Source organism: Bdellovibrio sp. HCB209 (genome assembly GCF_047306065.1).
Taxonomy (GTDB): domain Bacteria; phylum Bdellovibrionota; class Bdellovibrionia; order Bdellovibrionales; family Bdellovibrionaceae; genus Bdellovibrio.
In genome coordinates this window covers 2,736,738-2,761,400 of record NZ_CP178618.1, presented here as the reverse complement: position 1 = coordinate 2,761,400, position 24,663 = coordinate 2,736,738, and the positions used below count along the sequence as shown (strand labels likewise).

Genomic DNA, 24,663 nt, shown 5'->3' with positions numbered 1-24,663 from the left:
ATGAAAAAGATTTTAGGATTGTGTCTATTGATGCTGACTTTAAGTTCCTGTGCGACCTTAAAGAAAACTTTTTGCGACTGCGAACCAGAACTTGATCTGCCACCGGAGTGCAAACCTCGCGTGATCATTAAGCATGTTCCAGGGCAACCTGCACCCGCAAAACCACAGGTGAAAACGGGTGGTGGTATTGTGGTTCAACAGGCGGATCTTGATTTGGGAGATCGCATGGGACGAGCGATGGATGCTTACGTCTTTAATAATGAGGCGACAGAGTTCACGAACCTTTGTAAGGATGAACGCTTTGATTGCTTTGTCGATGATAAACGTTTTCCTAAAGACCGAAAACGTATCAAGCGGAAAGTTCCGGCATTCTTGAGCGGCTCAAAAATGGGTCTTCAAGATGAAAAGCGAATCCATATTAAATACAACTTTTACCCATAAAAAAAGGGAGCTCATGGCTCCCTTTTTTATTTAAGAGGGGTTGCTCGAAGCAACTCCATTAGGTCTATCTTGTTCTCGCATCGGAGCAGTCAGAAGATTTTGTTCTTCGCCTTGCTCGCCTTTTTGCACCAAGAACGGTCTTGCTCCCATCGAGAAGCTGACATCTTCTTCGTCAAATTTTTGGATCATTTTTAACATCAAACCCTGCTGGGCATCGAAGTACTTATTAAAGTCAGGATCTTTGACCCAAAAAACAATTTCGTACTTTAACGAAGCTTCATCGAAATTCATCAAGTGGCAGCGATCAAAGCGGAGCAAAGAATTTTCCTCCACAAAACCTTTTACCCATTGAGGGATCAAAGCGAGCTTTTTATTATCCGTCAAATATCCGACATTAAAGTTCAAAACCGCACGACGTTGCCACATGCGCTTGAAGTTCTTGATTCGGCTTTCCAATAGATCTTTATTGGCTAGGATTAACTCTTCCCCAGAAATACTGCGCAGGCGAGTTGTCTTGATCCCGATATTTTCAACGGTACCCATTTCGGTGCCTGCGACGATAAAGTCTCCGACAACAAATGGCTTATCGAGCAAAATAGAAAGAGAAGCAAAAAGATCGCCCAAGATATTTTGCGCAGCCAAGGCAACCGCAATACCGCCAACACCAAGCCCTGCGATCAAGGCAGCAATGTCCACGCCTAAATTACTAAGTCCCACAAGGACCAAAGAGATTAAGAAAAGCCCTTGAATTCCCGTGGCGATCAAACGGATCGCAGAAGCGGATTCACCATCCGTGGGAAGTTTCTTTTGGACGACATCATCGCGCCAGATGCGGATGGATTTCAAACCCCACAGAGCAATTTGTACCGACGAGGCAAAGACGAAAAATAGAAAAACGGCTTTCTTACCATTGGGCGCCTGTGTGGATTGAGCGAGAGGGTAAAGAATCCAAAAGAATAGAACCCAAGTTTTTGTCGCGCCCAAGCATTGAAGAATAATATCATCCCAGATTCCCTTGAAGCGGGCGATCAATCCACTCAGACGAACTTCGATAAACTTCAAAGCTCCCTTGATGAGGATAGCACCAAGAATGGAAATACCAATCATCAACAGCCAGCCCACTTGAGTGCCCTGCATAATTTCTGCGCTTAGTGATGTTTGAAAAATATCGAGCATGCGACTCCTTTCAGCTATAAAAACTGCGTTTTATAGTGAAAGTTTTTAAGCGAAATCGCAACCCACGAAGAGAAGTATGAAGAATAAAAAATAGATGTGAAGAAACCGCAAAACTAATTTTTGCGGATGATGATTGATTTCATCAGAGGTTCTTGATCGGGAAGTTCGAAGTCCATACCTTGTGACGGCGCAGGAAGGATCTTGAATGAAAACTCACGCTTTAATTTTTCTAAGCGCAGATGAATATCACCACTTGTCCATTTTTCGTAGTTTGTACAGAACAGCAGCAAACCATTTTTTTCAAGGCAGTACAGGCAGTTGATTAAAAGCTCATCAAAGTTTTTGCTGATCGAGAAAACACCATTTTTAGATCTGCCAAATGATGGGGGATCACAAATGATCAGACTGAATTTGCGTTTACGACGAACTGTGCCCTTTAAAAACAGAATACAATCGCTGTTCCAGAATTCGTACTTATCATCTTCGGGATTAAGTCCATTCAAGGCAAAATTGCGTTTGCTCCAATCTAAGAAATTAGAGGACACATCGACAGTGCAAACTTCAGAAGCTCCAGCCAAAGCAGAAACAACGCTGAAGCCACTTGTGTAAGAAAAAAGATTTAAAACACGACGGTCTTGCGCGTGCTCTTGCACCCACAGACGGTTTTCCCTTTGATCTAAAAACAGACCAGGGGAAAGCCCTGTATCGCTGCGCAGTTCATAGTTGACGCCATTTTCTTTGGCTGTCCATTGCGTCTGAGTTTGACCGATATTCCATAAAAGCTCGGCATTGGGATCATCGCCACGATTTAGCATTTTACGAACTAAAATCTTTTTCCCGAATTTTTTGCTGATTCTTTCGAAGCGCAAAAGATCTGAAACAGACGGGTCTTCTTCTTTGTACCAATAGACCCAAAGATATTCGCCGTATTGATCGATACGATAAGTATCGAGTTCGCGGTGGGATAAACGCAGACATTCATCTTTTAATTTTGAAAAATCAAAAAGTCGTTCGCGACGTTGGAAGGCCTCGGCCACAACCAAGTCCTCTTCGTGTTCGTTGAACTCTCCATCACGTGCCCATACAGGAAGATCCGTTTCAAAGCGAACGTCTTGTCCCTTCAGATTAAATTCCAAGGAATGGGAGTGCAGGCACAGACGATAAAAGTGACTGCCACCGTGTTCGCTATCGCCTAAGATTGGAATACCTTTGGCTTCTGCATGCAGGCGGATTTGATGTGGTTTGCCAGTGTGAGGAACCGCTTCCCACAATTGAAAACGCCCCAAAGCCTTTAACCAGCGGAATGTGGTTTTAGAGTTTGGGTCTTTGTCTTTGCGGCTGACGAATTGATTGCGCTCTTTTTCAATGAAGGATTGGTAAGTGAATTCCAAAGCTCCAGCGGGCTTGTCAGTTAAAAAAAGATATCTCTTTTTTACCAAATGTTGTTCAAACAGGCGGGTGATGTCGGCTGCAATCTCGGAACTCGTTGCAAAACAAAGGGCTCCCGATGTGGCTTTATCCAGGCGATGCACGACGTATAACTTCTGGTTCAGTTCTTCTTCATAAACTTCGACGCAACCACGTTGCCCGTGTTCGGGAGTGTGCGTGTTGAGGCCGGCAATCTTGTCAATGAAGATGCAACCGGCTGTCTCGGTGTATCGAAGTTTAATCGTGCGTGTCATTCAACTAATATAGACCGGTTTTCATTGAGCGTCACTGAGAGATTCGATAGAAATGGACATGGAGGAATTTCCCATGAAACGTATGTCTAAAGTTCTTTTGGTAGCCCTTGTTTTGCCTTTTTTAGCAGGCTGCGGAATTCAAAGTATCCCTCAATCCAAAAATGCGACTGAAGCAGCTTTGGCAGAGGTATCAAATCAATACAAACGTCGAGCTGATTTGATTCCTAATCTAGTGAACGTGGTGAAAGGTTATGCAAAACACGAAGAGACAACTTTGACTCAAGTGGTGGAGGCGCGTGCAAAAGCAACGTCTATGCAAATCGATCCTTCTAAAGTGACGCCTCAACAATTGGCAGAATACCAAAAAGCACAAAGCGGTTTGTCGCAAGCTTTGGGTCGTTTGATGGTTGTAACAGAGAACTATCCTAACTTGAAAGCGGATCAAAACTTCCGTGATCTTCAAGCTCAATTGGAAGGCACTGAAAATCGCATCACGATTGCTCGTCAACGTTATATCGAATCGATCAATCAATTTAACAATCTTGTGACAGTTCCACCAACAAGCTGGACGAACTCGATCATGTACCATTTCGAAAAAATGCCTCAGTGGGATATGTCTGCTGAAGAAAAAGCGACAGCAGAAAAAGCACCAGAAGTTAAATTCTAATGCGTTTTTTATCTCATCTTATTTTTTCAGTTTTCTTAGTCGCGGGCTTTTCAGCTCGCGCTGAGTTTAAGGTCCCAGCTCTTCAAGGACCTGTAATGGACGAAGTGGGAGTCATCCCTCGTTCCATGCGCCAAGATCTGACGCAGTTGTTGTTGGACTTCAATAAACGCGGCAAAGCTCAAATCCAAATTTTGGTTGTGAATACTCTGGAAGGCGAGCCGATCGAGCAGGCTTCCATCAAAATCACAGATCAATGGAAATTAGGGGACGCAAAAAAAGATAACGGCGTCTTATTCTTGATCGCAATCCAAGATCGCAAAATGCGCATCGAGGTTGGGCAGGGACTTGAGGGGGCTATTCCTGACGTTTATGCAAAAAGAATCATCGCAGATGTGGTGACTCCGTATTTCCGCAAGCAAAGATTTGCGGAAGGGATTTACGCGGGCACGGCACAAATCATGGCTTTGGCCGATAAGGAATTTGCTGACGAAAAAGGCATGACTACGGAAGACCGTGGTGATGACAAAGGCGGCGGTATTCCTTTGGGCGTGATTATTATAATCCTTATTGTGATTTCTGTTTTAGGTCGCTTTGGTGGCGGTCGCGGACGTTACATCGGCGGAGGGCGCGGCGGCTTTGGTGGCGGCACATTCGGTGGTGGAGGTTTTGGCGGCGGCGGTGGAGGCGGCTGGTCCGGTGGCGGCGGTGGCTTCAGCGGCGGCGGATCTTCAGGTTCTTGGTAGGCGCTTCAGCGCAGGGTGTGAGCGCGAACGCGCGTAACTGGAGTAGTAAATGACTTGGATTAATAAGTATCTTACAGATAAAGAAATCGAACAGGTCTCCGAGGTGATTCACAAGGTTGAAGAGCACACCGACGGGGAAATCGTACCAGTGATTGTGAAGAGTTCTTCTTCAGTAGGCCATGTGCCGCTGACTCTAACACTTCTATTGCTGTTGGTTTTGGTTATTGTGGAATTGCCGTTTGCAGATTTGCTGTGGGCGACTCCATGGGTTTATGTTTGGCCGTTCCTGATTGTTGCGGTTTACTATTTTTCCTTCGCGATGGCGAAGTTGCCTTTTATTCAAAAAATCTTTGTGCCAGAGCGTGATGAGTTAGATCAAGTTCATCAGCGTGCGCAGTTGGAGTTTTACCTAAATAAAATTCACCGCACAAACCATGGCACGGGGATTTTGATTTTCGTTTCAGTGATGGAACATAAAGCGGTTATTCTTGCCGACGAAGGTATCAACAGTAAACTTCCGCCAGAAACGTGGAATGTTATCTTAGATAATTTAGGTGCAAAGCTTAAAAGCAAGCAGTGGTCCCAAGGTTTGACGGAAGCGATTGAATCTTGTGGCCAGCATCTGCAAAAGCACTTCCCTCATACTGACGGTGGCCACAATCAGCTTAAGAATCACCTAGTGATTCGTTAAAGCTATTTGGTTTTTTTGATTTTGTATTCGATCTGACGTTTGATGGACTTTCCTAAGTTGTCGCGAGTGACAGCAAAGGTTAAAGTCCATTCCTTTGAATCCGACTTATCCAAAGTAATTTCTTGCGACTCCTCACTCCAGTTCGTCGTATTCTTAGTTTTATCTGTCGTCAAAACAGCTTTGTCTCCATCGACCTCGTATTTATCTGACTTGGAAAGCCAGATATCACTGACCGCCGTTGCACCTGTACCTGATTTAAAAACGAATCCGACAGAAGGTCCTGTTGGCTTGGGATTGGTTGCTGGATTTGCCGCACCAATCGTGACTGACTTCAATTTGCAATCCAGTTGGAATGTCTGGCCAGCGCAATTTGTAATCTCGTAGTTGCCATAATCGCCCTTGAACGGGGGAGGAGGGAGTTTTCCATCTTCAGCATGTGCCATTGCGGAAAAAGTTGTCAGAAACAAAACGGACAAAAGTGATTTCATAGAGACTCCTTGCATATTTCCATCATGAGGACTGCGGACTTAAAAGCCAAGTTTATTCCAGGTTCAAGAGGGACATGGTGGACAGAGGCTAGTGATACTATCGCGACCTAATTTTCAGTGGCAGCTTTCCGACATGTAATCAAATATCTAATTATTCAGGAGGGAAAATAGATGAGTATTGCTGAAGGATATAAGTCGGGCGAGGCTAACAAAAGTGAAGTTGTTGAGAATATTCGCGCGAAACTCGAGGAAATCCTCAAACTCATGGTGAACTTTCCTGATGAAGTATGTGTCCACGTTTCCCAAGGTGAGCGCACTACAATTTTTAAGATCGATTGTTCCAAAAGAAATTTTGGCAGAATTTTGGGGTCACGCGGAAAAATGATCAGCAGTATTCGTAACGTGGCTCTTGCTTTGACAGCTCGTCATGGTGTTCGTTCTATCGTAGAAATTCCTTACTTTACAGAGCGTGACGCAGAAAACTAATTACTAAACTAGACTGTTTCGATTCTGTATCAATCAGTATTCTTAAAGATATGAATAGTGATTTGATCGAAATAGATGCCACCTCTTTAAGAAACCTGTTGCAGCAGCAAGGGGTTTCACAGGCGGACTTGGCAAAGAAACTGGATATTTCCACCAAGACTATTCAACGCTGGCTGAACCAAAGTATCAGACGAGTTAAGCCAGACACTGTCGATAAATTAAGTGCTATCTTTGGTGTGTGTCCCACAAAAATTCACAGAGACGTTCCCGTTTTAAGTTTGCGTGTGACAGATCGAACTGTTGCAGAAATCTGCACAGAAAGAGTTTTTGAAAGAACTCGCTTGAACGATACCTGGTCAACATACATCGAGATGTTAAAGTCGGTAAATGCGGATGCCTTGTCGTCAGAGCAAAGGTATATCGTTTTTCGCAATATCGGCATTAGCTCGTTTTATTTGGCGAAGTTTCAAGCTGCTGATTTGTATTTAAGGCTTGCTGGTCAAATTGCGAGTCTCCTTGAAAATTCCAATATGAAAATCGACACGATCATCTGGAGCGCGCGCAGGGCGGAAGCGTTCGGTGATTTTAAAACGGCAGAACGACTTCTCTCTGAAGCTGAAGCATTGCTGACTTCAGAAACGGATCTTTCCATTCAGTCTGAATTTTACTATTTCCGTTCAAGAGTGGCTTTGCATAAGGGACGTCTTGAGCAAGCGTTGCAGGATATTCGCCATAGTTTGCTAGTGAGTTATCGCCGTCGAGTTCAGCCCATGCCGCTGACGATCTCTTTGGATTACGTTCACTTGGTTCATATTTATATTCGCATGGGTAACTACAAAAAAGCCCAGATCACTTGTAAAAAACTTTTGCGAAGTGCTGCGATTACAGGGTGGGCACGCGGTTTGATGCTAGCGCATTTCTATTTGGGAATGATCGAGTATTTCACGAAAGGCCCATCAGAAGTTTCAACGCGTCACTTTGGCAAGGCTCATCAGACGCGCCGAAGTCTGGCAATTGATCGTTATTGTCCATTGGTGACTCAGGCAGAGTTTATCGGTTTGGTTTTGACGGAACGTCATGCAGAGGCTCGCAATTTGATTGCGCATCGTCTGCAAAAATCAAAAAAGTCGCCGTTGTATTTTGCGTTGTCAGCGATGGATGGGGCTTTGTTAGCCAAAGTCCAAGGAACGAAACTACGTCCCAGTACAATTGAAAAAGCCTACGAGTTTTTCGCCAGGGAAGAAATGCACACGGCTTACAGTGCGCTTAAAAAAATCGAAGACTGCGAGACTCTGGATCTCGCGCAGGTCCTCGATTTTCATTACATCTAAACTTTACTTGAAATCACCAAGGTTCAAGAAATCAGAATTTGGAATAGGCATATCCAAAAGCAGGTACTCAATCACATCGTTGATAGATTGATTGGATGTCACGGTCAGAGACATCTTTTTATTAAGATAAGAGCCCTCGAAAGTGTAAGTGTCGCCATTTCTTTGCACTGTTAGGTCAATCCAGTAACCGTTCATGTAACCTTTGAACCAGTAACCATGTTCTTGGCGGATGATGTAAAGATCTGCCAATTCATTCTTATAGAAGCCTGTAGCGCGGCCTTCAACTCGTTGTTCGCTCGGAACATCGATACGAAGCGATGGACGGTGATTCTTGAAAACACCTTCAAACCAGTGAGTACCAAGATTTGTGTGTTTCACAGTTAGATCAACAGACTTGCCATCCAGTTTGCCTTTGAACACGGACAACTCTGGCGAGTAAGAGAAAGACAAGTTAGATTGCCCATCAATATCTGAAAGAGCGTAAACTCCATCGTCAGACTTTTGAATTTTAAAAAGTTTTTGCTTAGAGCCAGTGAACAAATCCCAAAGCTGAGTTTGTTCTGTGCCGCTGATTTCCCAGTTAAGAGCATCAGTGCCCCAAAGGCCTTTGACAGATGTAGAGCCTGCGTGAGCAGAAGCTGTTGCGATCATTGCGAATGCAAAGATAGAGATAAATTTTCTCATAGAAGTCCCCCTCGATTTTTTAGAACGACTTCAGAGGTATTTGCTAATACGTGTGGGGTCAATCGAAACGGCATGCGTAATAAAAGTGGAAGCTAGTTGAAAAGAAAAGTGGTGCAGTCGGCAGGACTCGAACCTGCAACCCCTTGGTTCGAAGCCAAGTGCTCTATCCATTGAACTACGACTGCAACATGAAAAGAGCACTGGGTTTTTCCAAGTGCTCTATCCGGGGCTCAGACTACCTGTGATGCTTATTGTAAAGCAACTGATACTGTGATGCGCCGCGCGCGTTACTGCCGGGGAATCTAATTCCTATTTAACACATGAGAACTTGATAATGTCGACAGCCTCTTGAAGCTGCGAGCGCAGATCTGCCATATCGGCAACGTTTGCAATCTCGGCTGGACTACAACTTTTTTCAATCGTTGTAATCGAGAAATAAAGAGCTTTAGCGACACCTTTAGCTGGAGGACACATCCCCTCGGCATGGATTTCAGAGTATAGCTTGTTGACGATTTCATTGCCTGCAGCACCTAAGGCATATTCCGTACACGCAACCGCAGTGCCCTCGTATTGTTTTAGCATAGCAATCGGAGGGGGAGTCACTGAGCTAGATGCTTTGTGAGTGGACGATTTAGAACTGTCAGACTTTTTTGTTGAGCCAGAAGATTTTTTTGACGTCGATCCTGTCTTAGGATTTTTGGATTTCATTTTGCTGTACTGATCCATGACCTTCGCTAAGGTCGATTTGTCTATGTTGTCAGTAGTAACTTTTAACCCGCGCGAAAAGTCTAATTTATAGGGGGTAATTGCTCCATCAGTTACTTCAAGAAATACATTCTCCCCTAGATCTCCGGCAGAGAAACTTCCAAAATAAGCGTGGTTGCTTGAGACCTTAGACGCAAATCCGAATCCTTGGGCTTTATTGCCGACGCATCCGCCTGTCCAAGATATATCGCCGATGGGATTATTGTCGTTGGAGCCACGAAACCACCATCTCAAATTGCAGCCCTCAATTGAAGTGATGAATTCAGACGAAGGATTTATAGCCGTTGTCACCGCTTGGGCATTCACACTCGTGAGTATAAAAAGAGCAGCTAAAATGGACTTCATAGAATCTCCTGGTAAAAGGGCGTCGGGCTCCGCCCCTCATTGTGCATATCCGGTACCAAGGAGAACTAATGATAATTCTATTTATAACCGTCAGAAAACTGACGATTGCCCTTATTTGTCAGGCAGGGGGATGATGTCAGGTTCCCCTGGGACTTGGGGAAAGCTTAAATCGGCCCATCTTTGCTTGGCGACTTCAATCTTATCTTTTGATGAAGAAACGAAGTTCCAATAGATGTGACGAGGCTCTGGGAAAGGCGTGCCGCCGAGGACGATAAACTGTGTGTCCTCTTCTGCAAAGACATGCAGAGGTGAGCCTTGTGTTAGCACCACAAAATCATCTGGCGGAATGCTTTTCTCTCCAACTTTCAAGCGACCTTTTAAAATGTAAAACGCCAGTTCATCGCCGCGCGGATCAAAGTAAAATTCTTTATCGGTTTTCAAATGAACATCCATAAAGAATAAATCTGAAAACACTTCAACCGGGGAGGCATGGCCTAAGGCAGATCCCGCAATCATCACGACGTCAGCATCTTTGACTTTGAAGCGGGGGATTGATGATTTGGGATGATGTTTAAAACTTGGTTTGCGATCTTCTTCTGCTAATGGCAAGGCCACCCAAAACTGCAACAAGTGCAGGCGGTGGGGAATGTTTTTAAGATCTTCAGGTGTTGTTTCCGAGTGAGAAATCCCATCACCCGCTGTCATCCAGTTAACATCACCTGGGCTTAAAAGTTGCTTATTACCCAAGCTATCATGATGCAGAACTTGACCTTCTAAAAGGTAACTCAACGTTGAAAGCCCAATGTGCGGATGAGGACGCACGTGAATACCATCCTGGGGGCCGAATTCTGTTGCTGGAAAATAATCAAAGAAAATGAAGGGGCCGACCATGCGCTTTTTTGCGTAAGGGATCATGCGATGCACCTCGGAACCACCACCTAAAGAGAGAAGGCGCGGAGGGATCTCCATCAAGATGTTGTTTTCAGCGATGCTCATATTATTGCCCCTTTTCTGTTCAATAAAAGCATGCTATCCTTGATCAATTCATCTGACGATAGAAAAGTTAAGGATAACTATGAAAACAAAAAAGGAAATTGTCGATAACTGGTTGCCCCGCTACACAGGCGTTCCTCTCAATGAGTTCGGGCAGTACATCTTGCTTACTAATTTCAGCAATTACGTTAAAATGTTTGCAGAAAAATTCAATGTTCCGGTTCAAGGTTTGGACCGTCCGATGCAAAGTGCGACGGCTGAAAACATCACGATCTTGAATTTTGGTATGGGTTCCGCTCTGGCTGCAACTTGTATGGATCTTTTGTCTGCAATCAACCCGAAGGCCGTTTTGTTCTTGGGCAAATGCGGTGGTCTTAAAAAGAAAAACCAATTGGGTGACTTTATTTTGCCAATCGCTGCGATCCGCGGCGAGGGAACAAGTAATGAATACTTGCCAGCAGAGATCCCTGCGTTGCCATCGTTCCGTATGCAGCGTGCAGTTTCTTCGATGATTGCAAAGCATAACTGCGATTATTGGACGGGAACGGTTTACACGACAAACCGTCGCGTTTGGGAACATGATGATCATTTCAAAGAATACCTAACTAAAACTCGCGCGATGGCGGTGGATATGGAAACGGCTACGATTTTCGTAACCGGTTTCGTTAACGAAATTCCTCGCGGCGCTTTGTTGTTGGTTTCTGATAACCCGATGATCCCAGACGGCGTAAAAACGGAAGAGAGCGATAAAAAAGTGACGACGAATTACGTCGATAAGCACTTGAATATCGGTATCGACGCACTTCGTGAATTACGTGACTCTGGCGAATCTGTAAAACATCTTCGCTTTGACTAGCTGTTTTCTGACATTCCATTCGATCAATGATTGAAAGAGGCGCTGGATTTTTATTCTCTGAGGAGATTAAGGAGGCCAGCGCCATGAAATGGATTGTACTTGTTCTGACTGTTTTCTCTCTTTCCTTCTCCTATGCAGAGGAGGATCTTCCGATGCCCCTTCCTGACGATCCAGGACACTCTGATCCCGCACCACAGCCTCCACAGAACCCTTATCCTGAAGACCCGGGCTCACAGCCCCCTCAGCAACCACAACCGCCGTCAGGGCCATCCAGAGACTATGGCTTGGGCGCAGGGGATACGGGACGCTTTAAAGAGCGCACCTTTACGTTCTATCCGAATAGCACGTGGAATAAGGTCACTCGCATTCAGCTTCAGGGGACACGTAATAATGTAAAAATTAAATCCGTTGAGGTCTTCTATGCGGACTACCCAGGCAGCCGTTATGAGTACAATTTGATGGGTGAACTCACAGCGGGAACTACGAGATTGTCATTTTTGGATGGTCGTCCAATTACTGCCATCAAGGTGGTAGCGAGTAATAAATACTTTTGGAAAAAACCCGGTGGTTTCCGAGTGGATGTGACGGCTTATCGCTAGGGATGCGCAAAAACTAAGCATTGAAAGCCGAATGAGAAAATGGATCAGCATTCGGCTTTTCAGAGAGGATTTGGGATTTTCACCTTTTTTCACGCAATTAACATATTGTGTCATCGGGAAAGTTGCGATATAACTCTTCCCACTTTCAAACAGTATTTAAAAAGATAATGTACTCCGGGGAGGCTCGCTTTGATCAATCCAGGCAATAACATGGCCGAAGAAATGGATTCAGATTTGGATTTGGACCTTGATAATGAGAAGGAATCCAAAAAAACGTCAGCTTTCGATATCGACGTAGATGAAGAAATGGAAGCTGCAGCACTAGCGGGACTTTCTGATAACCTTCTTGGCGAAGGTGAAGAAGATGACTTGAATCTTGATGATGTTGAAAACATCCTTGAGCTTCCAGACACAGGTTTCCCAAAATTTACGCTAGCGAAAAACAAAGCTCGCTTCTTGCGTATGGTGAGCTGGTACCGTGGTAAAGAAGAGTGGATCGAAGTTGCTCCATTGTCTGGCGTAACGAAGCTTTTCAAAACACAAACTAAAGAACTAGAAGGCATCCGTTCTTCTAAGTTGGATTACGAAATGGAACTTGAGACAGGAACTTTGACTCCTTCTCAAAGATCTTACCGCCGCGACGAACTTAAAATGTGCCGCGTGCAAGAAAAAATGGCTGTTCACTTGATCTCTAAGCTTCAAGTGAAAATCAAATCTGGCCGTAGATAGTTTTATCTAAAAATTAGATTTCTAAAAAGACCGCTCACAAGGCGGTCTTTTTTTATTTGGAATTCTTGCCGAAATCCAGGCGGTAACCCGCGACAAGAATCACCCTGACCAATCCTTAGTCACCTCGCCGGGTAAATGCTACCCGGTGGCGGTAACAGCGAGTGTTCCAAATCTAATTTATAGCTTATGAGTCTTTCCTTATATGGCCCACTTTTAGCTTAGTGGAATTCATCACTTTTTACTTGGAGAGTTTGATGAATAAATGGGTTCTGCTGTCTTTGCTATGTTTAGCAGCTTGCTCAAATTCTAAGAATTCAGGGCCAGAGCGTTTAGCTAATGGCGAAGCTATCATCAACGGCGCGAACGTTGAGGTGGGCAGCGACATTGAAAAAGCGACCGTGGCATTGGTTATGGTCGATGCAGATCGTACCAAGTCATTCTGTACGGGCACTTTGATCTCTAAAGACCTCGTGGTCACGGCAGCCCACTGTGTGGCACCGTTGCAAAGCGGCTATCAAGTTCAAGTTTCTTTTGGTTCCGAAACATTTAGTTCTAAAAATGAAGGCGAGCTGCGAGAGATCGAGCGCGCTTATACCTATGATATGGTGAACCCTCGTACTTACGTGGAGTTTAGACCTATTGACGAACTCAATGATGTGGCTGTGATCAAGCTTTTAACTTCGGCTCCTAAAACTGCGAAACCAGCAGCGATCCTTGGGAACCCCTCTTGGTTGTTTGTTGGACAAGAAGTGATTTTGGCAGGCTTCGGTCGTACCGTAGAAAACCAAAATGCGATGTCCAAGATTATGCAAACGACTCGAGTCAAGATCGCAAAGCTTACGGGTAAATTAATCGAAGTCGATCAAACTCACGGGACAGGTGCTTGTTGGGGTGACTCTGGTGGACCTGCGTTTATTGAAACAGACAGAGGACTACTAGTTGTCGGTGCAACAAGTGGCGCGGCTGCGGGTTCGCAAGATTGCAGTCACAATGTGGTGTATTCCTCTTTGCCAGGATTTAAAGAATTCTTGCAAAAGGTAATTCCTGTTCTTGGTGGCGAAGCTCCAGTTTACATTGAAGAATGATTGAAGGATTTTACGTATGAAGAAACTTTTAATAATCCCGATGTTGGCTTTGGCTGCTTGTACTAAAAATTCGGTACAGGTCGCACAAATTGACGATTCTCAAAAGGCTTCGATTATTGCCGGGACTGCTGTTTTGGATTCTGAGGCTTATGCTTTATCGACTGTGGGCCTGGTTATCGAAGGTGATGCTGGTGTGCCCTCTCAGTATTGCACAGGTACTTTGATTTCAAAAAATTTAGTGGTGACGGCTGCGCACTGTACGAACTTGCTTGAGCACAATCAGGTTAAAATCATGTTTGGTGCAACCAAGCCAGATAAATGGGATGACCCGCGTCTGGTTGAAATCGCGGAGGCGATCAGTCATCAAGGCTTCCAGTTCATTCAAGAACTTGGCGGGTCGGTTAATGATGTTGCTGTCGTGAAGCTTGTGACAGATGCACCAGCAGGATTTGTTCCGGTACCAGTATTGGGTGACGGCAAAGCTATTAATAAGGGCGATCAAGTTACATTGGTCGGCTGGGGTCGCACTGATGAACAGGGGGGTACAAAACCCAATGTCCTACAAAAGACTGTCGTATCTGTTGCTGACCTTCGAGACATGGATCTGGTGACCGACCAAACAAAAGGTACGGGAGCCTGCAATGGCGACTCCGGTGGTCCAGCATATATCGAAACCTCTGCCGGGTTGGTTGTCGCGGGTGCAACTCGCGGTCCTGAGTATGGATATGTCGATTGCCACTCTTTGGGTGGTTATACACTCCTTGTTAACTACAAGGACTTCTTGATTTATGCAGCGAATACGATGCAAGGTGATCAACCACAATTTGTAACGCCTATCAAATAAGGCGTGAATCGGGGGAATAGATTTTGAGTAAGTTCGGAATTATCTTTTTATTAATTCTAACTGCGGCTTGTGCAAGACAAGCTCCTCAAAGCTATTCTCTTTCTGATATTAACTCTGGAAAAATCATTGGTGGCACGGCGGTAAGTGAAACCGACTTTGCACGCCAAGCGACGGTTTCAATCTATACTGAAAGCCGCAGAGGCCTCGAGTTCGTTTGTACGGGGACTTTGATTTCAAAAGATCTGGTCGTGACGGCGGCTCATTGTCTGCAATCCTTATTCACTCCGCTCTATGTTTCTTTGGGTGAAAAGCTTCCGCAGGCGACTCAATCAATGATCAAGGTCAGTCAATCGACCTCACATCCTGAATATAGGAATGTTCAGAAGCCAGGGGTTGACGGGGATAAGTATTGGACGACGGAGCATGACATAGCGTTGTTAAAGCTGTCCTATGATGCTCCTCGAGAATTCACTCCCATCGCCATTCATGCAGACACGGATCAGATTCCTTCGGAAAGCAAACTTTTGCTAGCGGGCTTCGGGATGACTGATGACGAAACGGATTCCCGTGCGAAAAGCATGAATCAAGTCGAAGTGACTTTGAACTCTATTGTCGAGGAATTCTTAGTGATCGATCAGACGAGCGGGAAGGGTGCTTGCTTTGGCGACTCCGGTGGCCCTGCTTATCTCGAGACAGAGAGTGGCTGGTTGGTCGTAGGAGCAACTCACGCGGCTCGCCCTGGGTATTTTGATTGCCGTCACTTCAGTGATTACACAAGCCTTTCTAAGTACGCTCAGTATATTCTGAGTGTTGCTGATCAATTTGAGGCCGATTTGCCTCAGTTCGTATTGCCTCAAACCTCCCCCGAACGTCCTGTGCGGGCGCCTTTAGCGGTCCAATAAAGACCACGAAATTCACAAATTTGAATGCAACAGGTATTTTGAGACCCTCCAAAAGTCTAGTGATTCTGGCTCGTTAAAGTGTCTCAAAAAATATTTGCAACTAGCCCTAAATTCTCACGATGAAACGCCGATAGGTACAAAGTGAGTCAAATATGATCGCTAATTGTTTCAAATAGGGAGGACAAGAATGTCACGCACAGTAATGATCGTGGTGAGCGATAACCAGGAAACCGTAGAAAACGCTAAGAAGTACTGGGAGCAGCACGATGTGACAGTTCAGGCTTATTCATCTGCACAGTGGAGAGAGGGTCTTGATAATGCATTTTTCAGACAACAACTTTCTGCTGGCGTACCAGCGTTGATCTCTGGCAACAGCCCAGTAACAACTGATTCTGGTAATCACAGCAACAACTTGATCCAGTTTCCAACGCCAACTGCAACATCTACTAACGTTCAAAAAATGGAAGAGATGGAAGCACACGCGATTGAAAACGCGATCGCTCAATACAAAGGCAACCTAACTGAAGCTGCTAAAGCTTTGGGTATCGGTCGCGCAACTTTGTATCGTAAAGTTAAGCAATACCACATCGACCCTTCTGCAGCTCGCAAGAAGAAAACAGTGGTTGCCGCTTAATTTTTCGAGATGTCTTGGGCAATTCAAAATGCTTTAGGATAAGGAAAAATGGATTCCACTTTGGTGGAGTCCATTTTTTCGTTAAGGGTTCGTAGATAATGTTAAAAAAAATCGCCGCCGTCATTCTGACATTGGCCTGCTCCTATGCAGCCTTTCAGTTCACGATCAATCAGACTTTCGTGAACCCATACCCTGTGGTGTGCGATCTTGTCTCTGATAAAATATATTTGCCTGATAGTGAATTGAAAGACTGGCGACGCACGTGCATGGATCGCAGTCGTTTGGTGACACCTTATTCAAAAAAAGATCTTATTCTTCGCGATATCAATAATGTGCTGGGGCTGTTGCAGGTCTCTCATTTAGAAATCTATGATGCTCCTTCGGTGAAGGGGATCTGGAAGGGTGAAGTTCGCGTCACTGGTTTAGCAGGAGAGTTCGTTGATAGCGAGCTGGTTGTTTTCAAAGTTTTGCCAAATTCTCCTGCCGAAAAATTAGGTTTTAAAAAAGGCGACGTGATTGTCACCATCAACGGTGAACAACCGAGCTCGTGGGCTATGGAGTCCGAAGCGGGTGACTATCAAATTCGTCGTGGAGCTGATGAGTTCGCGATTAAAATTCATCCTGGTCCCGTACAGCGCAATGACAACATGAAATTAACCAAGCTCAGCGAAAAAACGGTTTTATTAGAAGTTCCGTCATTCCGTGCTGACTTTTTTAAAGACGAAAAACTAAAAGCCATCGCTGCGGGTATGCGCGACACGCGCTCGGTGATTATTGATTTACGTAATAATGCCGGCGGAAATTTTGTCGCCGGTTTGCGCTTTCTATCACTGTTTATCTGTGAGCCTACTTTGATTGGAAAGTTGGAAAAACCAAAGTCTCATGACGGTAAGGCCGAGATGCCAAACTTGATTGATGACGAAAAACAACTTGAGATTTTAGAGAAAAATCGTGAAGTGAGTTTAAGGACTTTCCGCAATCCAGGCTGCTATACGGGAAATATCAAGGTTCTGGTGGACAGCAAAACATCATCCGTTGCGGAGATGGTTTCGCAAGGTCTTAAAGAAGTGAAGGGTGCTGTTTTGCGTGGTGCCCCTTCGCGTGGGCAATTACTAGTGGGAGTTTGGTATCCGATGGAAGAAATTGCTTCGGGTGTGCAGATTTCGATTCCCGAAGCACTTTACGTAAGTGCGAAGGGTCGTCGCATTGAGGGGAACGGGGTGGAGCTAGACAAAGTGCTCTATTACAATCTGCCGCAAATGCAGTCTGGCATTGATTCTTGGGTAAAATCTTTCCAGGACTAGAGTCCCAATGTGAGACGTCAATCAAGTTTTGTACGTGTGTTCAATTGATTATCGGTCATAATTAATTAAACAGCCGCAAGGGTGCGGCACGCCCTTCGCAAGGGTAGTTACTGAATGACCACTGCGAGGAGAATACAGAACATGGGGAATGCTAAAGTGATTGAGTTTCCTAAAGAACGATCTTTCCGTAAAAGATTCCAGGACAAAGTCCAGGAGCAAAAAGCCGTCCTTGTGCTTTCAATCGCTTCCGTAGCGTTGATGACTGTGTTTGTAAACCAATGGCTAGTTGAAAATTCAGACTCAGCATTGGGTGCTCGTGGCAATCGTGGTATCGCCAGCTTTGAACCGGGTGTATTTGCCCGTGATGTAAAGTGGGAGCACGAAATCGCTAAAAAACTTTCCGCTGAAAAAACAGGTCTGGTAGCTTCGTTGGCTGAAAAGCCGACTTTGCGTGATGATCTGATCTTTGGTTACCTTGAAGGTAAATACGGCATGAAGCTTTCTGAAGGCCGTATTTTGAGTCTTGAATTCATCGACGCGCAAGCCGGTGAGAAGGCGATGGCCATCGGTAACAAAGCAAACTTTTTGAAAAAGTATGCAGATGCTTTTGGCATTAAATATTCTGAAGTAACGTTGGCTCAGTCCAGCGATCCTTCTGAACAAGTTTACAGCCTCATTGACGACTCCAAGACTATCGTGGGTCAAGCGCACTTCGCTATCGATGCAGAAGGCCGCATTCACTCTCTGAAATTTACTCAGTAATTCCTTTAGTCCGACCTGTTTCAAGCCGATACGATCTGTATGTTATTTCCAGATCTGTCGGCTCCAGAAATCAATAATTCCAAGCAGTTCAAGCAAGAGCCTGCGATCGCATTCGTTGTGGATCGTTTCATTGCGTTGATTTTGGATTTCTTGATCATTTCGCCGACCGTGAGTCTGTTGATCGCGGGATTGGTGCGCCAATCAAAAACATTTTTCTTATTAAACTCACAATCTGAATACGGTGTTGCTGCGGTCGGTTTGATCTTTGTGGTTTCGACAGTGATTGTGGTTTTAATGCAAGCCTTATCGTTGTATTTCTGGCAAGCAACTCCCGGCCAGTATTTCTTGCAGCTGCGAGTGATCTCTTATCCTCAGCCTCAAGAACGCCTTTCACCAAGTCAGTGCTTGGTGCGTGCGACGGCTTGGTGTGGAACCTTCCTGCTATTTGCATTGCCATTTCTGGAAGTTCTAAGTCATCCGTTACGCCGTGCTTTCCATGAGAAGGCCTCTGACACGATGGTGGTGACTCTTAAAAAACAACACGACACGGGACCAAAACCTTTGGAACAAAGAGTGATGGGTTCATGGTTGCGTTTGAGTTTTTCTTTCTTTGCTCTATTCGGCTTTGTTGCCTTAGTTAAGTCTTACAACACATTGTCTTTGCCAAACTATCAAGTCGCGGCAGAGGCGGGTGTGAGTGCTTGTAAAGAAATCAAAGACAGAGAGTTGCACGGGCCGGAGCGTTTGGATGCGGCTCTGTCATTGTTTTTGCTTAAAGAGATTTCTGCGGACTGCTTGAATAAGGAGGCTGAGCTATCTTTGTGGGGCGATCCGGTGAACTCTCAGTCCATGGCTTATTTTGCCAAGTTCCTTTTAAGTGAAGGCACTGAGCGCACTGATTATTTGAGTAAAGTCTGCGAAGAGAAAACCTCCACAGGGTGTGTACTAGCTCAGTATCTGGATAATCCAGATGACATTAAGCTTGCAGATGCGTCTCACAAACTTTGGGTCACGCAAATTCTAGAAGCCGAGCAAAGATACAATCAGCATGATTATGTGGGCAGCCTTGAAGTGATTGATGAGTTGCAATCGGTAACAGCTCTTCGTCAGGCGTTAGATAAAAAATATGTTCGCTCGATTTGGGGATTGCAAAGATCCTCCAATGAAAAACGCGGGCGTGCGCCTGCAAGTGTTGAAACCAAACCGTGGCTTGAGGACTTTAAAGAGAAGTATGGTGTGCAATGATCATCCCATGCCCCGAAGATCTTAAGCAGTATCAGCGCTTTCCATTGACGATCACTTTGACCTTTTTGAATGTCTTTATTTTCATTTTGATTTTTAGCGGCGCGAAAGCAGATCTTACTGATAGCAAACTTTTTGAAGTGGAAGGTATGACTCTGACGGGGCGTTTGTATTATCAATACCTGCAAACCTTGCCTGCCGACTCACTCGCGAAATCCCCGGAGTGGGTGCAAAAAATGAGTAGCTCCAACTCAGAACAAATGACGATCCTAGGTGCTTATGCCCTTCGCGATGCCAAGTTTTTGGAGACGGCCGAAGTGGGCACCTACCGAGGCGACCAAGTTCAAATCGCCTCTTGGAAAAAGGACTTTAAAAAGTTCCGCACCGAATACAAGGAACAGCTCATGTTCCGTTTTGGCTTAAGCTCCCTGGAAAAGGGGCCGCTGTCGTGGATTACCTATCAGTTCTCCCATTCTAATTGGATGCATCTGTTATCGAACCTGATGTTTTTAATCGTTATGGGAGCCGCTGTGGAAGCCCTGGCGGGGAGTACGGCTTTATTGGTCGTTTATCTCTTTGGCGGCATCGCAGGAGGCTTGGGCTTTCTGTGGTCCCAAGGGCATGGGGCGATTCCTATGGTAGGCGCGAGCGCCTCTATTAGCGCGCTGTTGGCGTTTTACTGCGTGGCTCAGGTTAAAAGGAAGACTCGCTATATGTTCTTCGTATCGCCGATGCCAGAGCATTATGGATTTATCTATTTGCCAACACTCATGATTATTCCTCTCTTTTTGGTGACTGATTTGGCGAGTTTTTGGGCAACCCCAGAGGGCTTGGGCTCCGGTGTAGCCTATGCCGCGCACTTAGGTGGCAGTGTTTTCGGTATCTTAGGCGGTTTTGCATTTCGCGAAGGCATTGGGACCGCGACAAATTCCTTAACAGAACCCTGACCGGGGTTTTTTTATAGGGCCATTGACAGAAGGTAAGGGTCTTAGGCAAATTGAGCAGCGTTAGAGGCTGAAAATCACCCCCTTACTTTGAATGGTGGACCCGAATGATGCTAACCAAGCTCATTAAGTCAGTGATTGTATTTACATCGTTATTTTTCGTAGGAGTTGCATCTGCAGCTCAGGTATCGCAAGCGATTCCATACTACGGAGAAGAATTCTATCAAGATCTTGCGGCTGGTAAATCCAACGAAGAGCTTGTCTACAGAATTAAATCTGTTCTTCGCAGCTTCCACGTTCCTCAAGAAAATGGTTACGACCTTGTCGTCTCTGATTGCCAAGCAGCTAAGGGTTGCTACGCTCATCAGAAAATCGGTTACAACGGTGCACGCGTTTGGTTGATGGGTAAGTTCTATCTTTCCTTTGATCAAAACTCGAACACGTATGCAGTGAAAGACCTTTACTGCGATAACTACAAAACTCGCGCAGACTTCCGCGGCAGAGGTACTCCTGCTCCAGGTTCGATCCCTGACAACACAGTGATCAACGTTGAGCACACATGGCCACAAAGCAAATTCAACCGTCGCTTTGATAAAGACACACAAAAATCAGATCTTCACCACTTGTTCCCAACGGATTCTCAATTGAATTCCATCCGTGGCAACCAATGGTTTGGTGAGGTTCACTCTGACACGCAAACTTTGAAGTGTAAGGCTTCTCGTTTCGGTGTGGGTGATGGTGATAGCGACGAGGTTTTCGAACCACCGCAAAATCACAAAGGTCACGTAGCTCGCGCGTTGTTCTACTTCTCTTTGCGCTATGACCTTCCACTTCCAGCAGAGCAAGAAGTGATCTTGCGTAAGTGGAATCGTGAGAATCCTCCTGATAGCGAAGAGATCGAAAGAAATAACAAGATCTTTGATGCTCAGAACAACAGAAATCCATTCATCGATTATCCAAACATGGTCGATTCAATTAACGACTTCTAAAAGAAGTTCAGAAATCAAGCCCGGCACTGACCGGGCTTTTTTTATGCCCGAATTATGGCGGAGGCCATTCTTGGTAGTTTAGGATCCCAATTCTGGGGATGATGGCGAAGTCTTTTAGAAAATCCAATGATACATAATTGTTCAACGCGTGCTTGGCTCTTTCGACGATCGCGGTGAAGGGGCGGAAGTCCCAGAACTTGGTTTTGTTCTTTTGGTGGCGATTGGCGCCAGTCAATTTTAAGGCAATGGCTCCGGTCAATGATCTGATGAACGGGGTGTAGGTGTCTTTACTTTTCAGGCGAATGGTTAAGTGCAGATGGTTGCCTCCGTTGGCGAAGGCTTCGATTTTGATTTTGTATTTCTTGGCGAACTCGCGGCACAGAGTTTCGATCTGCTTCCAGTTTCCGTGCTTTCTAAAACTGAGTGAACCTTTGGCTTCGCTCGATCTTAAAACCACTTGCAGCGAATTTTTGGTGCTCAAGGGACGACGACAGCGATAACGCGCTTTTTTAAACAGCGTACCACCGTGAGCTTGGGTTGAATGCAATCGTGGGTCGTCGAAGCGTGCCTTTTGCATGAACGATGGTATATTAAAGTACTTCAAGCGTGGCAACTAAGTTGTTGTAAATACTGTTAAATGAATTGATTTTTGGAAGCTGTGAGTAAAGCTTTACTTCATGTTTGTGGAATCGTGATGAACGGCATCTCGGTCGGCGGTTTTTTAACAAAAAAGCATGGAACTTAAAAAATCTTAAAAAAATGAAACAAAGGCGCTTGCATTGTGTTCAACATGCATGTCTAATTATTTCTACGGGAGGGGTGATACCAAGGAAGGTACTCGGGTGCATGATGTGCTCACCTCTATTTTAAATGAGATTATAAAGGCCGGTAGCAATACCGGCCTTTTTCTTTTCCTGCCTATATATTCCGCATTTTTTCATTCTCATCTTCGGCCCCAGGGAACGCATTCTTAAACTATTGTGGGTTTGCAAGGTGACCTCTTTCTGTCCACTGGGTACTTTTGTGAACCGTAAATAGGGAGGTTGTATGAAGCTCTTGATGGTTGGTTTGCTTACTTTTGGTTTCGTTTCTGGCGCACAGGCCGCTGGCATTAACTGTAAAAACGAGGCGGCAGGGCATGCCTTGAACCAAATGATTAGCGAGGTCGTAAAGGCCGGTAAGCTCCTTACAGACTATAAGTTCAGAGCCGGCCGCCCGGTGACTGATGATTCCATTGACCTAAAAAATGGCGATGTTTTCGAGTCCTATGATGTGACCGTTTACCTTTATAAAGGTTCTTCGGACTATGATATCGACTATCCCTTGGATCGCTCGGTTCGTGTAGAGATCACGAATACGAAATCAGGCGCATGTAAGCTGATCAAAACATCTCGTTCCGTCGGCGAGTAAGGCTTAAAGCTTATAAAGGTCCAAAACGAAAAAACCCGCTTTTTACAGCGGGTTTTTTTGTTACTTAGAACCTTTTAGGAAGTCCCAGTTATTGTAAGAGTCCAAGAGCTTCGTGTGCTCTTTCGGCAATTTGCCTTCGTTCAGGTCAGCCAAGATATCTTGGATCAAGGAGATGTCCATCACGTAGGCTTTGGTATTTACCAACATGCCACGTGTTGTTTTCTTGCGGCTCCACGGAGACCAGAATTCAGGGAAGCATTTCAAAGTATCACCCAGTTGCATTGTGAACTCACCCACAGTGATCTCTGGATTTTTGTTCACCATGTCTGCAATCAGTTTCGTTTGTTCCGCACTGATAGTTGCGCAGTAGTTGGTTCTTTTCTTAGAGGCTGTTCTTTCTAGGTTTGTGTAGTGCAAACGGCGGTTGGCCTGTTCTACGAAGTCAGAAACGAACTCTTTCGCAGTTACAGAGGCTTCCGCTTGAAGGCCCATCATCAATGTCATCGCAAGTACGATTAGCTTTTTCATTTTATCCTTCTTTCTTACGGATTCAGGCTGTCGAGAAGTTTTGCTTCAAGGTGTGAGCGTTGGTTCAGGCCTAAATCAGCCAGCGTCGCTTTTACCAGTTCAGCGTCTTTCCAATAAGATTTAGTCAGTATGTCCCAGCCACTGCGTTTTAGTTGCGGCAATAGGGTTGGGTAGCACTTAATTTCTTGAGAGGCTTTTGCCATGAAGGTTTGAACCGTTATCTCGGAATCTTCACGCAAAATGTTCGAAATGGCTTCGATCTGAGCGGGGCGCAGGCCCGTGCAATAGATCGTTTTCTTTTCCATGATGCGATCCTGGTTGGTAACAACCAAACGGCGGTTCACGGCAGCCACGAACTTATCAACGAACTCATTCGATGATACCGAGGCTTGGGCTTGAGATCCCAAAATCATGGCTAAAACTATAAGCATAAAATGCTTCATATACATCCCTTTGAGGCTATTGTCCGTGCACATCTATTACAAACTCCGCGCCAGCTTTAAATGAAATAGAGCCAATCCTGTCCCCCTGACCATGAAGTCTTTGCAGAAATACGCCCAGATTGTCGACGCCGAGGCTGACTCTTGGCAGCCCGATTTAAGGGGCCTTTTAGGCAGTCTTATCAGCTGTTTAAATAGAAATATGGGGGCTAAAAATGACTGGGTTGAAGGCGTATTTGAAAGCCAGTTTCTTTGCGGCGGCTGGAGTGATTCTGCCAGTGCTTTTATTGCTGTTCCTTTTAGGAAAAGTTGTCAGTGTCAGCAATCGCATGGTGGCTCCGATAGCTAGTTCGGCTTTTCCAGAACTTTATCAGTCTCGGGCGATCGCCTCGGAGCTTGTTACCATGAGTATTTTAGCGGTGGCGTCTTTGCTCTTAGGAGCTGTCGCTTTGACCTCGTGGGGCCGAGCCACGGGGGGATGGATTGAACGAAATATTCTGAATCGCATTTCCGTCTATCGAGGGTTGAAGGATTTCTCCCAACGCTTGATTCCCTCAGAACGTCAAAAAATGTTTCAGGCTGCGCTGTTGAAGCGTGAAGATGAAATGAATGCGCTCGTTTATGTAGTGGAGGAGTTTGAACAAAACTATGTGATCTTCACTCCCAGTGTGCCGGCTCCTTTAAGTGGTTCTTTATTTATTGTTCCCAAGTCAGATGTGCAGATATTGAATATCCCGGTCTTATCAATGGCAAAAATATTTTCTCGATGGGGAGTGGGGACTGCAGAGCTTCTGCGAGAAGCGCATGCCTTAAATGCTCTGCAAACTGTGAATCCACGCAGTCCCCAAAAACAAAAAGACCGATCTTTAGGAGATCGGTCTTTGGATATTTAATTTCTGACGT

The 24,663-nt window shown here is 45.2% G+C and carries 29 protein-coding genes and 1 tRNA gene; 20 read left to right on the top strand and 10 right to left on the bottom strand.

The window, feature by feature from the left end:
* Positions 1 to 441: a hypothetical protein gene (locus tag ACLVWP_RS13450; protein ID WP_413557925.1), complete on the top strand. Its 441-nt coding sequence runs from the start codon at positions 1 to 3 to the stop codon at positions 439 to 441.
* A gap of 30 nt (positions 442 to 471) precedes the next feature.
* On the opposite strand, the gene ACLVWP_RS13445 is transcribed toward ACLVWP_RS13450, so the two are convergent.
* Together ACLVWP_RS13445 and ACLVWP_RS13440 are read right to left on the bottom strand one after the other, a co-directional pair.
* Complete coding sequence (locus ACLVWP_RS13445) at positions 472 to 1,617, bottom strand: mechanosensitive ion channel family protein (protein WP_413557924.1); 1,146 nt, start codon at positions 1,615 to 1,617, stop codon at positions 472 to 474.
* A 113-nt stretch (positions 1,618 to 1,730) separates the two neighbouring features.
* Positions 1,731 to 3,299, bottom strand: coding sequence for a class I SAM-dependent methyltransferase (locus tag ACLVWP_RS13440; RefSeq protein WP_413557922.1), 1,569 nt, complete (start codon positions 3,297 to 3,299; stop codon positions 1,731 to 1,733).
* A gap of 73 nt (positions 3,300 to 3,372) precedes the next feature.
* Here ACLVWP_RS13440 and ACLVWP_RS13435 point away from each other — a divergent pair, with 73 nt between their 5' ends.
* The 3 genes from ACLVWP_RS13435 to ACLVWP_RS13425 are packed head-to-tail and all read left to right on the top strand — an operon-like array spanning position 3,373 to position 5,400.
* Positions 3,373 to 3,966 (top strand): LemA family protein, encoded by a 594-nt coding sequence (locus tag ACLVWP_RS13435; protein WP_413557921.1) that lies wholly within the window; start codon positions 3,373 to 3,375, stop codon positions 3,964 to 3,966.
* The gene (locus ACLVWP_RS13430; RefSeq protein WP_413557919.1) at positions 3,966 to 4,709 is read left to right on the top strand and encodes a TPM domain-containing protein; all 744 of its coding nucleotides are present in this window, start codon (positions 3,966 to 3,968) and stop codon (positions 4,707 to 4,709) included. Before ACLVWP_RS13435 ends, ACLVWP_RS13430 begins: the two co-directional genes overlap by 1 nt.
* A 49-nt stretch (positions 4,710 to 4,758) precedes the next feature.
* Positions 4,759 to 5,400, top strand: coding sequence for a TPM domain-containing protein (locus ACLVWP_RS13425; protein ID WP_413557917.1), 642 nt, complete (start codon positions 4,759 to 4,761; stop codon positions 5,398 to 5,400).
* Between the two features lie 2 nt (positions 5,401 to 5,402).
* On the opposite strand, the gene ACLVWP_RS13420 is transcribed toward ACLVWP_RS13425, so the two are convergent.
* Complete coding sequence (locus tag ACLVWP_RS13420) at positions 5,403 to 5,888, bottom strand: hypothetical protein (RefSeq protein ID WP_413557915.1); 486 nt, start codon at positions 5,886 to 5,888, stop codon at positions 5,403 to 5,405.
* Positions 5,889 to 6,059: 171 nt separating this feature from the next.
* On the opposite strand from ACLVWP_RS13420, the gene ACLVWP_RS13415 reads away from it, so the two are divergent.
* Both ACLVWP_RS13415 and ACLVWP_RS13410 read left to right on the top strand, forming a co-directional pair.
* A complete protein-coding gene (locus ACLVWP_RS13415; RefSeq protein ID WP_413557914.1) occupies positions 6,060 to 6,374 on the top strand; it encodes a KH domain-containing protein in 315 nt (104 codons plus the stop codon).
* A gap of 50 nt (positions 6,375 to 6,424) precedes the next feature.
* Complete coding sequence (locus ACLVWP_RS13410; protein WP_413557912.1) at positions 6,425 to 7,705, top strand: helix-turn-helix domain-containing protein; 1,281 nt, start codon at positions 6,425 to 6,427, stop codon at positions 7,703 to 7,705.
* A gap of 3 nt (positions 7,706 to 7,708) precedes the next feature.
* Here the strand turns inward: ACLVWP_RS13410 and ACLVWP_RS13405 are convergent, their stop codons facing one another.
* From ACLVWP_RS13405 to ACLVWP_RS13390, 4 genes are all read right to left on the bottom strand, one after another.
* On the bottom strand, positions 7,709 to 8,389 hold the full coding sequence (locus ACLVWP_RS13405) for a hypothetical protein (protein WP_413557910.1): 681 nt from the start codon (positions 8,387 to 8,389) through the stop codon (positions 7,709 to 7,711).
* Positions 8,390 to 8,498: 109 nt separating this feature from the next.
* Positions 8,499 to 8,574: transfer RNA gene (locus ACLVWP_RS13400), tRNA-Arg, on the bottom strand.
* A gap of 124 nt (positions 8,575 to 8,698) precedes the next feature.
* A complete protein-coding gene (locus ACLVWP_RS13395) occupies positions 8,699 to 9,499 on the bottom strand; it encodes a hypothetical protein (RefSeq protein ID WP_413557909.1) in 801 nt (266 codons plus the stop codon).
* A gap of 111 nt (positions 9,500 to 9,610) precedes the next feature.
* Positions 9,611 to 10,495, bottom strand: coding sequence for a pirin family protein (locus ACLVWP_RS13390; protein ID WP_413557907.1), 885 nt, complete (start codon positions 10,493 to 10,495; stop codon positions 9,611 to 9,613).
* Between the two features lie 79 nt (positions 10,496 to 10,574).
* Here ACLVWP_RS13390 and ACLVWP_RS13385 point away from each other — a divergent pair, with 79 nt between their 5' ends.
* The 12 genes from ACLVWP_RS13385 (at position 10,575) to ACLVWP_RS13330 (ending at position 21,382) form a co-directional block, all read left to right on the top strand.
* Complete coding sequence (locus tag ACLVWP_RS13385; RefSeq protein WP_413557906.1) at positions 10,575 to 11,348, top strand: AMP nucleosidase; 774 nt, start codon at positions 10,575 to 10,577, stop codon at positions 11,346 to 11,348.
* An 83-nt stretch (positions 11,349 to 11,431) separates the two neighbouring features.
* Positions 11,432 to 11,947, top strand: a complete 516-nt coding sequence (locus ACLVWP_RS13380) for a hypothetical protein (RefSeq protein ID WP_413557905.1) — start codon at positions 11,432 to 11,434, stop codon at positions 11,945 to 11,947.
* A gap of 189 nt (positions 11,948 to 12,136) precedes the next feature.
* Positions 12,137 to 12,676 (top strand): hypothetical protein, encoded by a 540-nt coding sequence (locus ACLVWP_RS13375; protein WP_413557903.1) that lies wholly within the window; start codon positions 12,137 to 12,139, stop codon positions 12,674 to 12,676.
* A gap of 254 nt (positions 12,677 to 12,930) precedes the next feature.
* Complete coding sequence (locus tag ACLVWP_RS13370) at positions 12,931 to 13,761, top strand: S1 family peptidase (RefSeq protein ID WP_413557901.1); 831 nt, start codon at positions 12,931 to 12,933, stop codon at positions 13,759 to 13,761.
* Positions 13,762 to 13,777: 16 nt separating this feature from the next.
* Entirely contained in the window at positions 13,778 to 14,605 is an 828-nt protein-coding gene (locus tag ACLVWP_RS13365) for a S1 family peptidase (RefSeq protein WP_413557899.1), read from the top strand.
* Between the two features lie 23 nt (positions 14,606 to 14,628).
* A complete protein-coding gene (locus ACLVWP_RS13360) occupies positions 14,629 to 15,507 on the top strand; it encodes a S1 family peptidase (RefSeq protein ID WP_413557897.1) in 879 nt (292 codons plus the stop codon).
* Positions 15,508 to 15,694: 187 nt separating this feature from the next.
* On the top strand, positions 15,695 to 16,141 hold the full coding sequence (locus tag ACLVWP_RS13355) for a helix-turn-helix domain-containing protein (RefSeq protein ID WP_413557896.1): 447 nt from the start codon (positions 15,695 to 15,697) through the stop codon (positions 16,139 to 16,141).
* A 98-nt stretch (positions 16,142 to 16,239) separates the two neighbouring features.
* Positions 16,240 to 17,445 (top strand): S41 family peptidase, encoded by a 1,206-nt coding sequence (locus ACLVWP_RS13350; protein ID WP_413557895.1) that lies wholly within the window; start codon positions 16,240 to 16,242, stop codon positions 17,443 to 17,445.
* A gap of 141 nt (positions 17,446 to 17,586) precedes the next feature.
* Entirely contained in the window at positions 17,587 to 18,207 is a 621-nt protein-coding gene (locus ACLVWP_RS13345) for a hypothetical protein (protein WP_413557893.1), read from the top strand.
* A gap of 39 nt (positions 18,208 to 18,246) precedes the next feature.
* Positions 18,247 to 19,452, top strand: coding sequence for an RDD family protein (locus ACLVWP_RS13340; protein WP_413557892.1), 1,206 nt, complete (start codon positions 18,247 to 18,249; stop codon positions 19,450 to 19,452).
* On the top strand, positions 19,449 to 20,396 hold the full coding sequence (locus ACLVWP_RS13335; RefSeq protein WP_413557890.1) for a rhomboid family intramembrane serine protease: 948 nt from the start codon (positions 19,449 to 19,451) through the stop codon (positions 20,394 to 20,396). The genes ACLVWP_RS13340 and ACLVWP_RS13335 overlap by 4 nt, the downstream gene beginning before the upstream one ends.
* Positions 20,397 to 20,500: 104 nt before the next feature.
* Complete coding sequence (locus ACLVWP_RS13330) at positions 20,501 to 21,382, top strand: endonuclease I family protein (protein WP_413557888.1); 882 nt, start codon at positions 20,501 to 20,503, stop codon at positions 21,380 to 21,382.
* Between the two features lie 52 nt (positions 21,383 to 21,434).
* Here ACLVWP_RS13330 and ACLVWP_RS13325 read toward each other — a convergent pair whose 3' ends face one another.
* Positions 21,435 to 21,959, bottom strand: coding sequence for a transposase (locus tag ACLVWP_RS13325; RefSeq protein ID WP_413557886.1), 525 nt, complete (start codon positions 21,957 to 21,959; stop codon positions 21,435 to 21,437).
* A gap of 470 nt (positions 21,960 to 22,429) precedes the next feature.
* Here ACLVWP_RS13325 and ACLVWP_RS13320 point away from each other — a divergent pair, with 470 nt between their 5' ends.
* The gene (locus ACLVWP_RS13320) at positions 22,430 to 22,792 is read left to right on the top strand and encodes a hypothetical protein (protein WP_413557884.1); all 363 of its coding nucleotides are present in this window, start codon (positions 22,430 to 22,432) and stop codon (positions 22,790 to 22,792) included.
* A 60-nt stretch (positions 22,793 to 22,852) separates the two neighbouring features.
* Here ACLVWP_RS13320 and ACLVWP_RS13315 read toward each other — a convergent pair whose 3' ends face one another.
* Together ACLVWP_RS13315 and ACLVWP_RS13310 are read right to left on the bottom strand one after the other, a co-directional pair.
* The gene (locus ACLVWP_RS13315; RefSeq protein ID WP_413557882.1) at positions 22,853 to 23,320 is read right to left on the bottom strand and encodes a hypothetical protein; all 468 of its coding nucleotides are present in this window, start codon (positions 23,318 to 23,320) and stop codon (positions 22,853 to 22,855) included.
* Positions 23,321 to 23,334: 14 nt separating this feature from the next.
* The gene (locus ACLVWP_RS13310; protein ID WP_413557880.1) at positions 23,335 to 23,763 is read right to left on the bottom strand and encodes a hypothetical protein; all 429 of its coding nucleotides are present in this window, start codon (positions 23,761 to 23,763) and stop codon (positions 23,335 to 23,337) included.
* Between the two features lie 233 nt (positions 23,764 to 23,996).
* On the opposite strand from ACLVWP_RS13310, the gene ACLVWP_RS13305 reads away from it, so the two are divergent.
* Complete coding sequence (locus tag ACLVWP_RS13305; RefSeq protein WP_413557878.1) at positions 23,997 to 24,653, top strand: hypothetical protein; 657 nt, start codon at positions 23,997 to 23,999, stop codon at positions 24,651 to 24,653.
* The last annotated feature ends 10 nt before the right edge of the window (positions 24,654 to 24,663 follow it).

What these genes read in the sequence shown, in the direction of transcription:
- ACLVWP_RS13450 (WP_413557925.1), top strand. Translation starts at nt 1, where the DNA reads ATGAAAAAGATTTTAGGATTGTGTCTATTGATGCTGACTTTAAGTTCC.
- ACLVWP_RS13325 (WP_413557886.1), bottom strand. Translation starts at nt 21,959, where the DNA reads ATGCAAAAGGCACGCTTCGACGACCCACGATTGCATTCAACCCAAGCT.
- ACLVWP_RS13385 (WP_413557906.1), top strand. Translation starts at nt 10,575, where the DNA reads ATGAAAACAAAAAAGGAAATTGTCGATAACTGGTTGCCCCGCTACACA.
- ACLVWP_RS13405 (WP_413557910.1), bottom strand. Translation starts at nt 8,389, where the DNA reads ATGAGAAAATTTATCTCTATCTTTGCATTCGCAATGATCGCAACAGCT.
- ACLVWP_RS13445 (WP_413557924.1), bottom strand. Translation starts at nt 1,617, where the DNA reads ATGCTCGATATTTTTCAAACATCACTAAGCGCAGAAATTATGCAGGGC.
- ACLVWP_RS13310 (WP_413557880.1), bottom strand. Translation starts at nt 23,763, where the DNA reads ATGAAGCATTTTATGCTTATAGTTTTAGCCATGATTTTGGGATCTCAA.
- ACLVWP_RS13350 (WP_413557895.1), top strand. Translation starts at nt 16,240, where the DNA reads ATGTTAAAAAAAATCGCCGCCGTCATTCTGACATTGGCCTGCTCCTAT.
- ACLVWP_RS13415 (WP_413557914.1), top strand. Translation starts at nt 6,060, where the DNA reads ATGAGTATTGCTGAAGGATATAAGTCGGGCGAGGCTAACAAAAGTGAA.
- ACLVWP_RS13370 (WP_413557901.1), top strand. Translation starts at nt 12,931, where the DNA reads ATGAATAAATGGGTTCTGCTGTCTTTGCTATGTTTAGCAGCTTGCTCA.
- ACLVWP_RS13340 (WP_413557892.1), top strand. Translation starts at nt 18,247, where the DNA reads ATGTTATTTCCAGATCTGTCGGCTCCAGAAATCAATAATTCCAAGCAG.
- ACLVWP_RS13420 (WP_413557915.1), bottom strand. Translation starts at nt 5,888, where the DNA reads ATGAAATCACTTTTGTCCGTTTTGTTTCTGACAACTTTTTCCGCAATG.
- ACLVWP_RS13390 (WP_413557907.1), bottom strand. Translation starts at nt 10,495, where the DNA reads ATGAGCATCGCTGAAAACAACATCTTGATGGAGATCCCTCCGCGCCTT.
- ACLVWP_RS13315 (WP_413557882.1), bottom strand. Translation starts at nt 23,320, where the DNA reads ATGAAAAAGCTAATCGTACTTGCGATGACATTGATGATGGGCCTTCAA.
- ACLVWP_RS13355 (WP_413557896.1), top strand. Translation starts at nt 15,695, where the DNA reads ATGTCACGCACAGTAATGATCGTGGTGAGCGATAACCAGGAAACCGTA.
- ACLVWP_RS13440 (WP_413557922.1), bottom strand. Translation starts at nt 3,299, where the DNA reads ATGACACGCACGATTAAACTTCGATACACCGAGACAGCCGGTTGCATC.
- ACLVWP_RS13430 (WP_413557919.1), top strand. Translation starts at nt 3,966, where the DNA reads ATGCGTTTTTTATCTCATCTTATTTTTTCAGTTTTCTTAGTCGCGGGC.
- ACLVWP_RS13330 (WP_413557888.1), top strand. Translation starts at nt 20,501, where the DNA reads ATGATGCTAACCAAGCTCATTAAGTCAGTGATTGTATTTACATCGTTA.
- ACLVWP_RS13320 (WP_413557884.1), top strand. Translation starts at nt 22,430, where the DNA reads ATGAAGCTCTTGATGGTTGGTTTGCTTACTTTTGGTTTCGTTTCTGGC.
- ACLVWP_RS13435 (WP_413557921.1), top strand. Translation starts at nt 3,373, where the DNA reads ATGAAACGTATGTCTAAAGTTCTTTTGGTAGCCCTTGTTTTGCCTTTT.
- ACLVWP_RS13380 (WP_413557905.1), top strand. Translation starts at nt 11,432, where the DNA reads ATGAAATGGATTGTACTTGTTCTGACTGTTTTCTCTCTTTCCTTCTCC.
- ACLVWP_RS13345 (WP_413557893.1), top strand. Translation starts at nt 17,587, where the DNA reads ATGGGGAATGCTAAAGTGATTGAGTTTCCTAAAGAACGATCTTTCCGT.
- ACLVWP_RS13410 (WP_413557912.1), top strand. Translation starts at nt 6,425, where the DNA reads ATGAATAGTGATTTGATCGAAATAGATGCCACCTCTTTAAGAAACCTG.
- ACLVWP_RS13365 (WP_413557899.1), top strand. Translation starts at nt 13,778, where the DNA reads ATGAAGAAACTTTTAATAATCCCGATGTTGGCTTTGGCTGCTTGTACT.
- ACLVWP_RS13425 (WP_413557917.1), top strand. Translation starts at nt 4,759, where the DNA reads ATGACTTGGATTAATAAGTATCTTACAGATAAAGAAATCGAACAGGTC.
- ACLVWP_RS13335 (WP_413557890.1), top strand. Translation starts at nt 19,449, where the DNA reads ATGATCATCCCATGCCCCGAAGATCTTAAGCAGTATCAGCGCTTTCCA.
- ACLVWP_RS13395 (WP_413557909.1), bottom strand. Translation starts at nt 9,499, where the DNA reads ATGAAGTCCATTTTAGCTGCTCTTTTTATACTCACGAGTGTGAATGCC.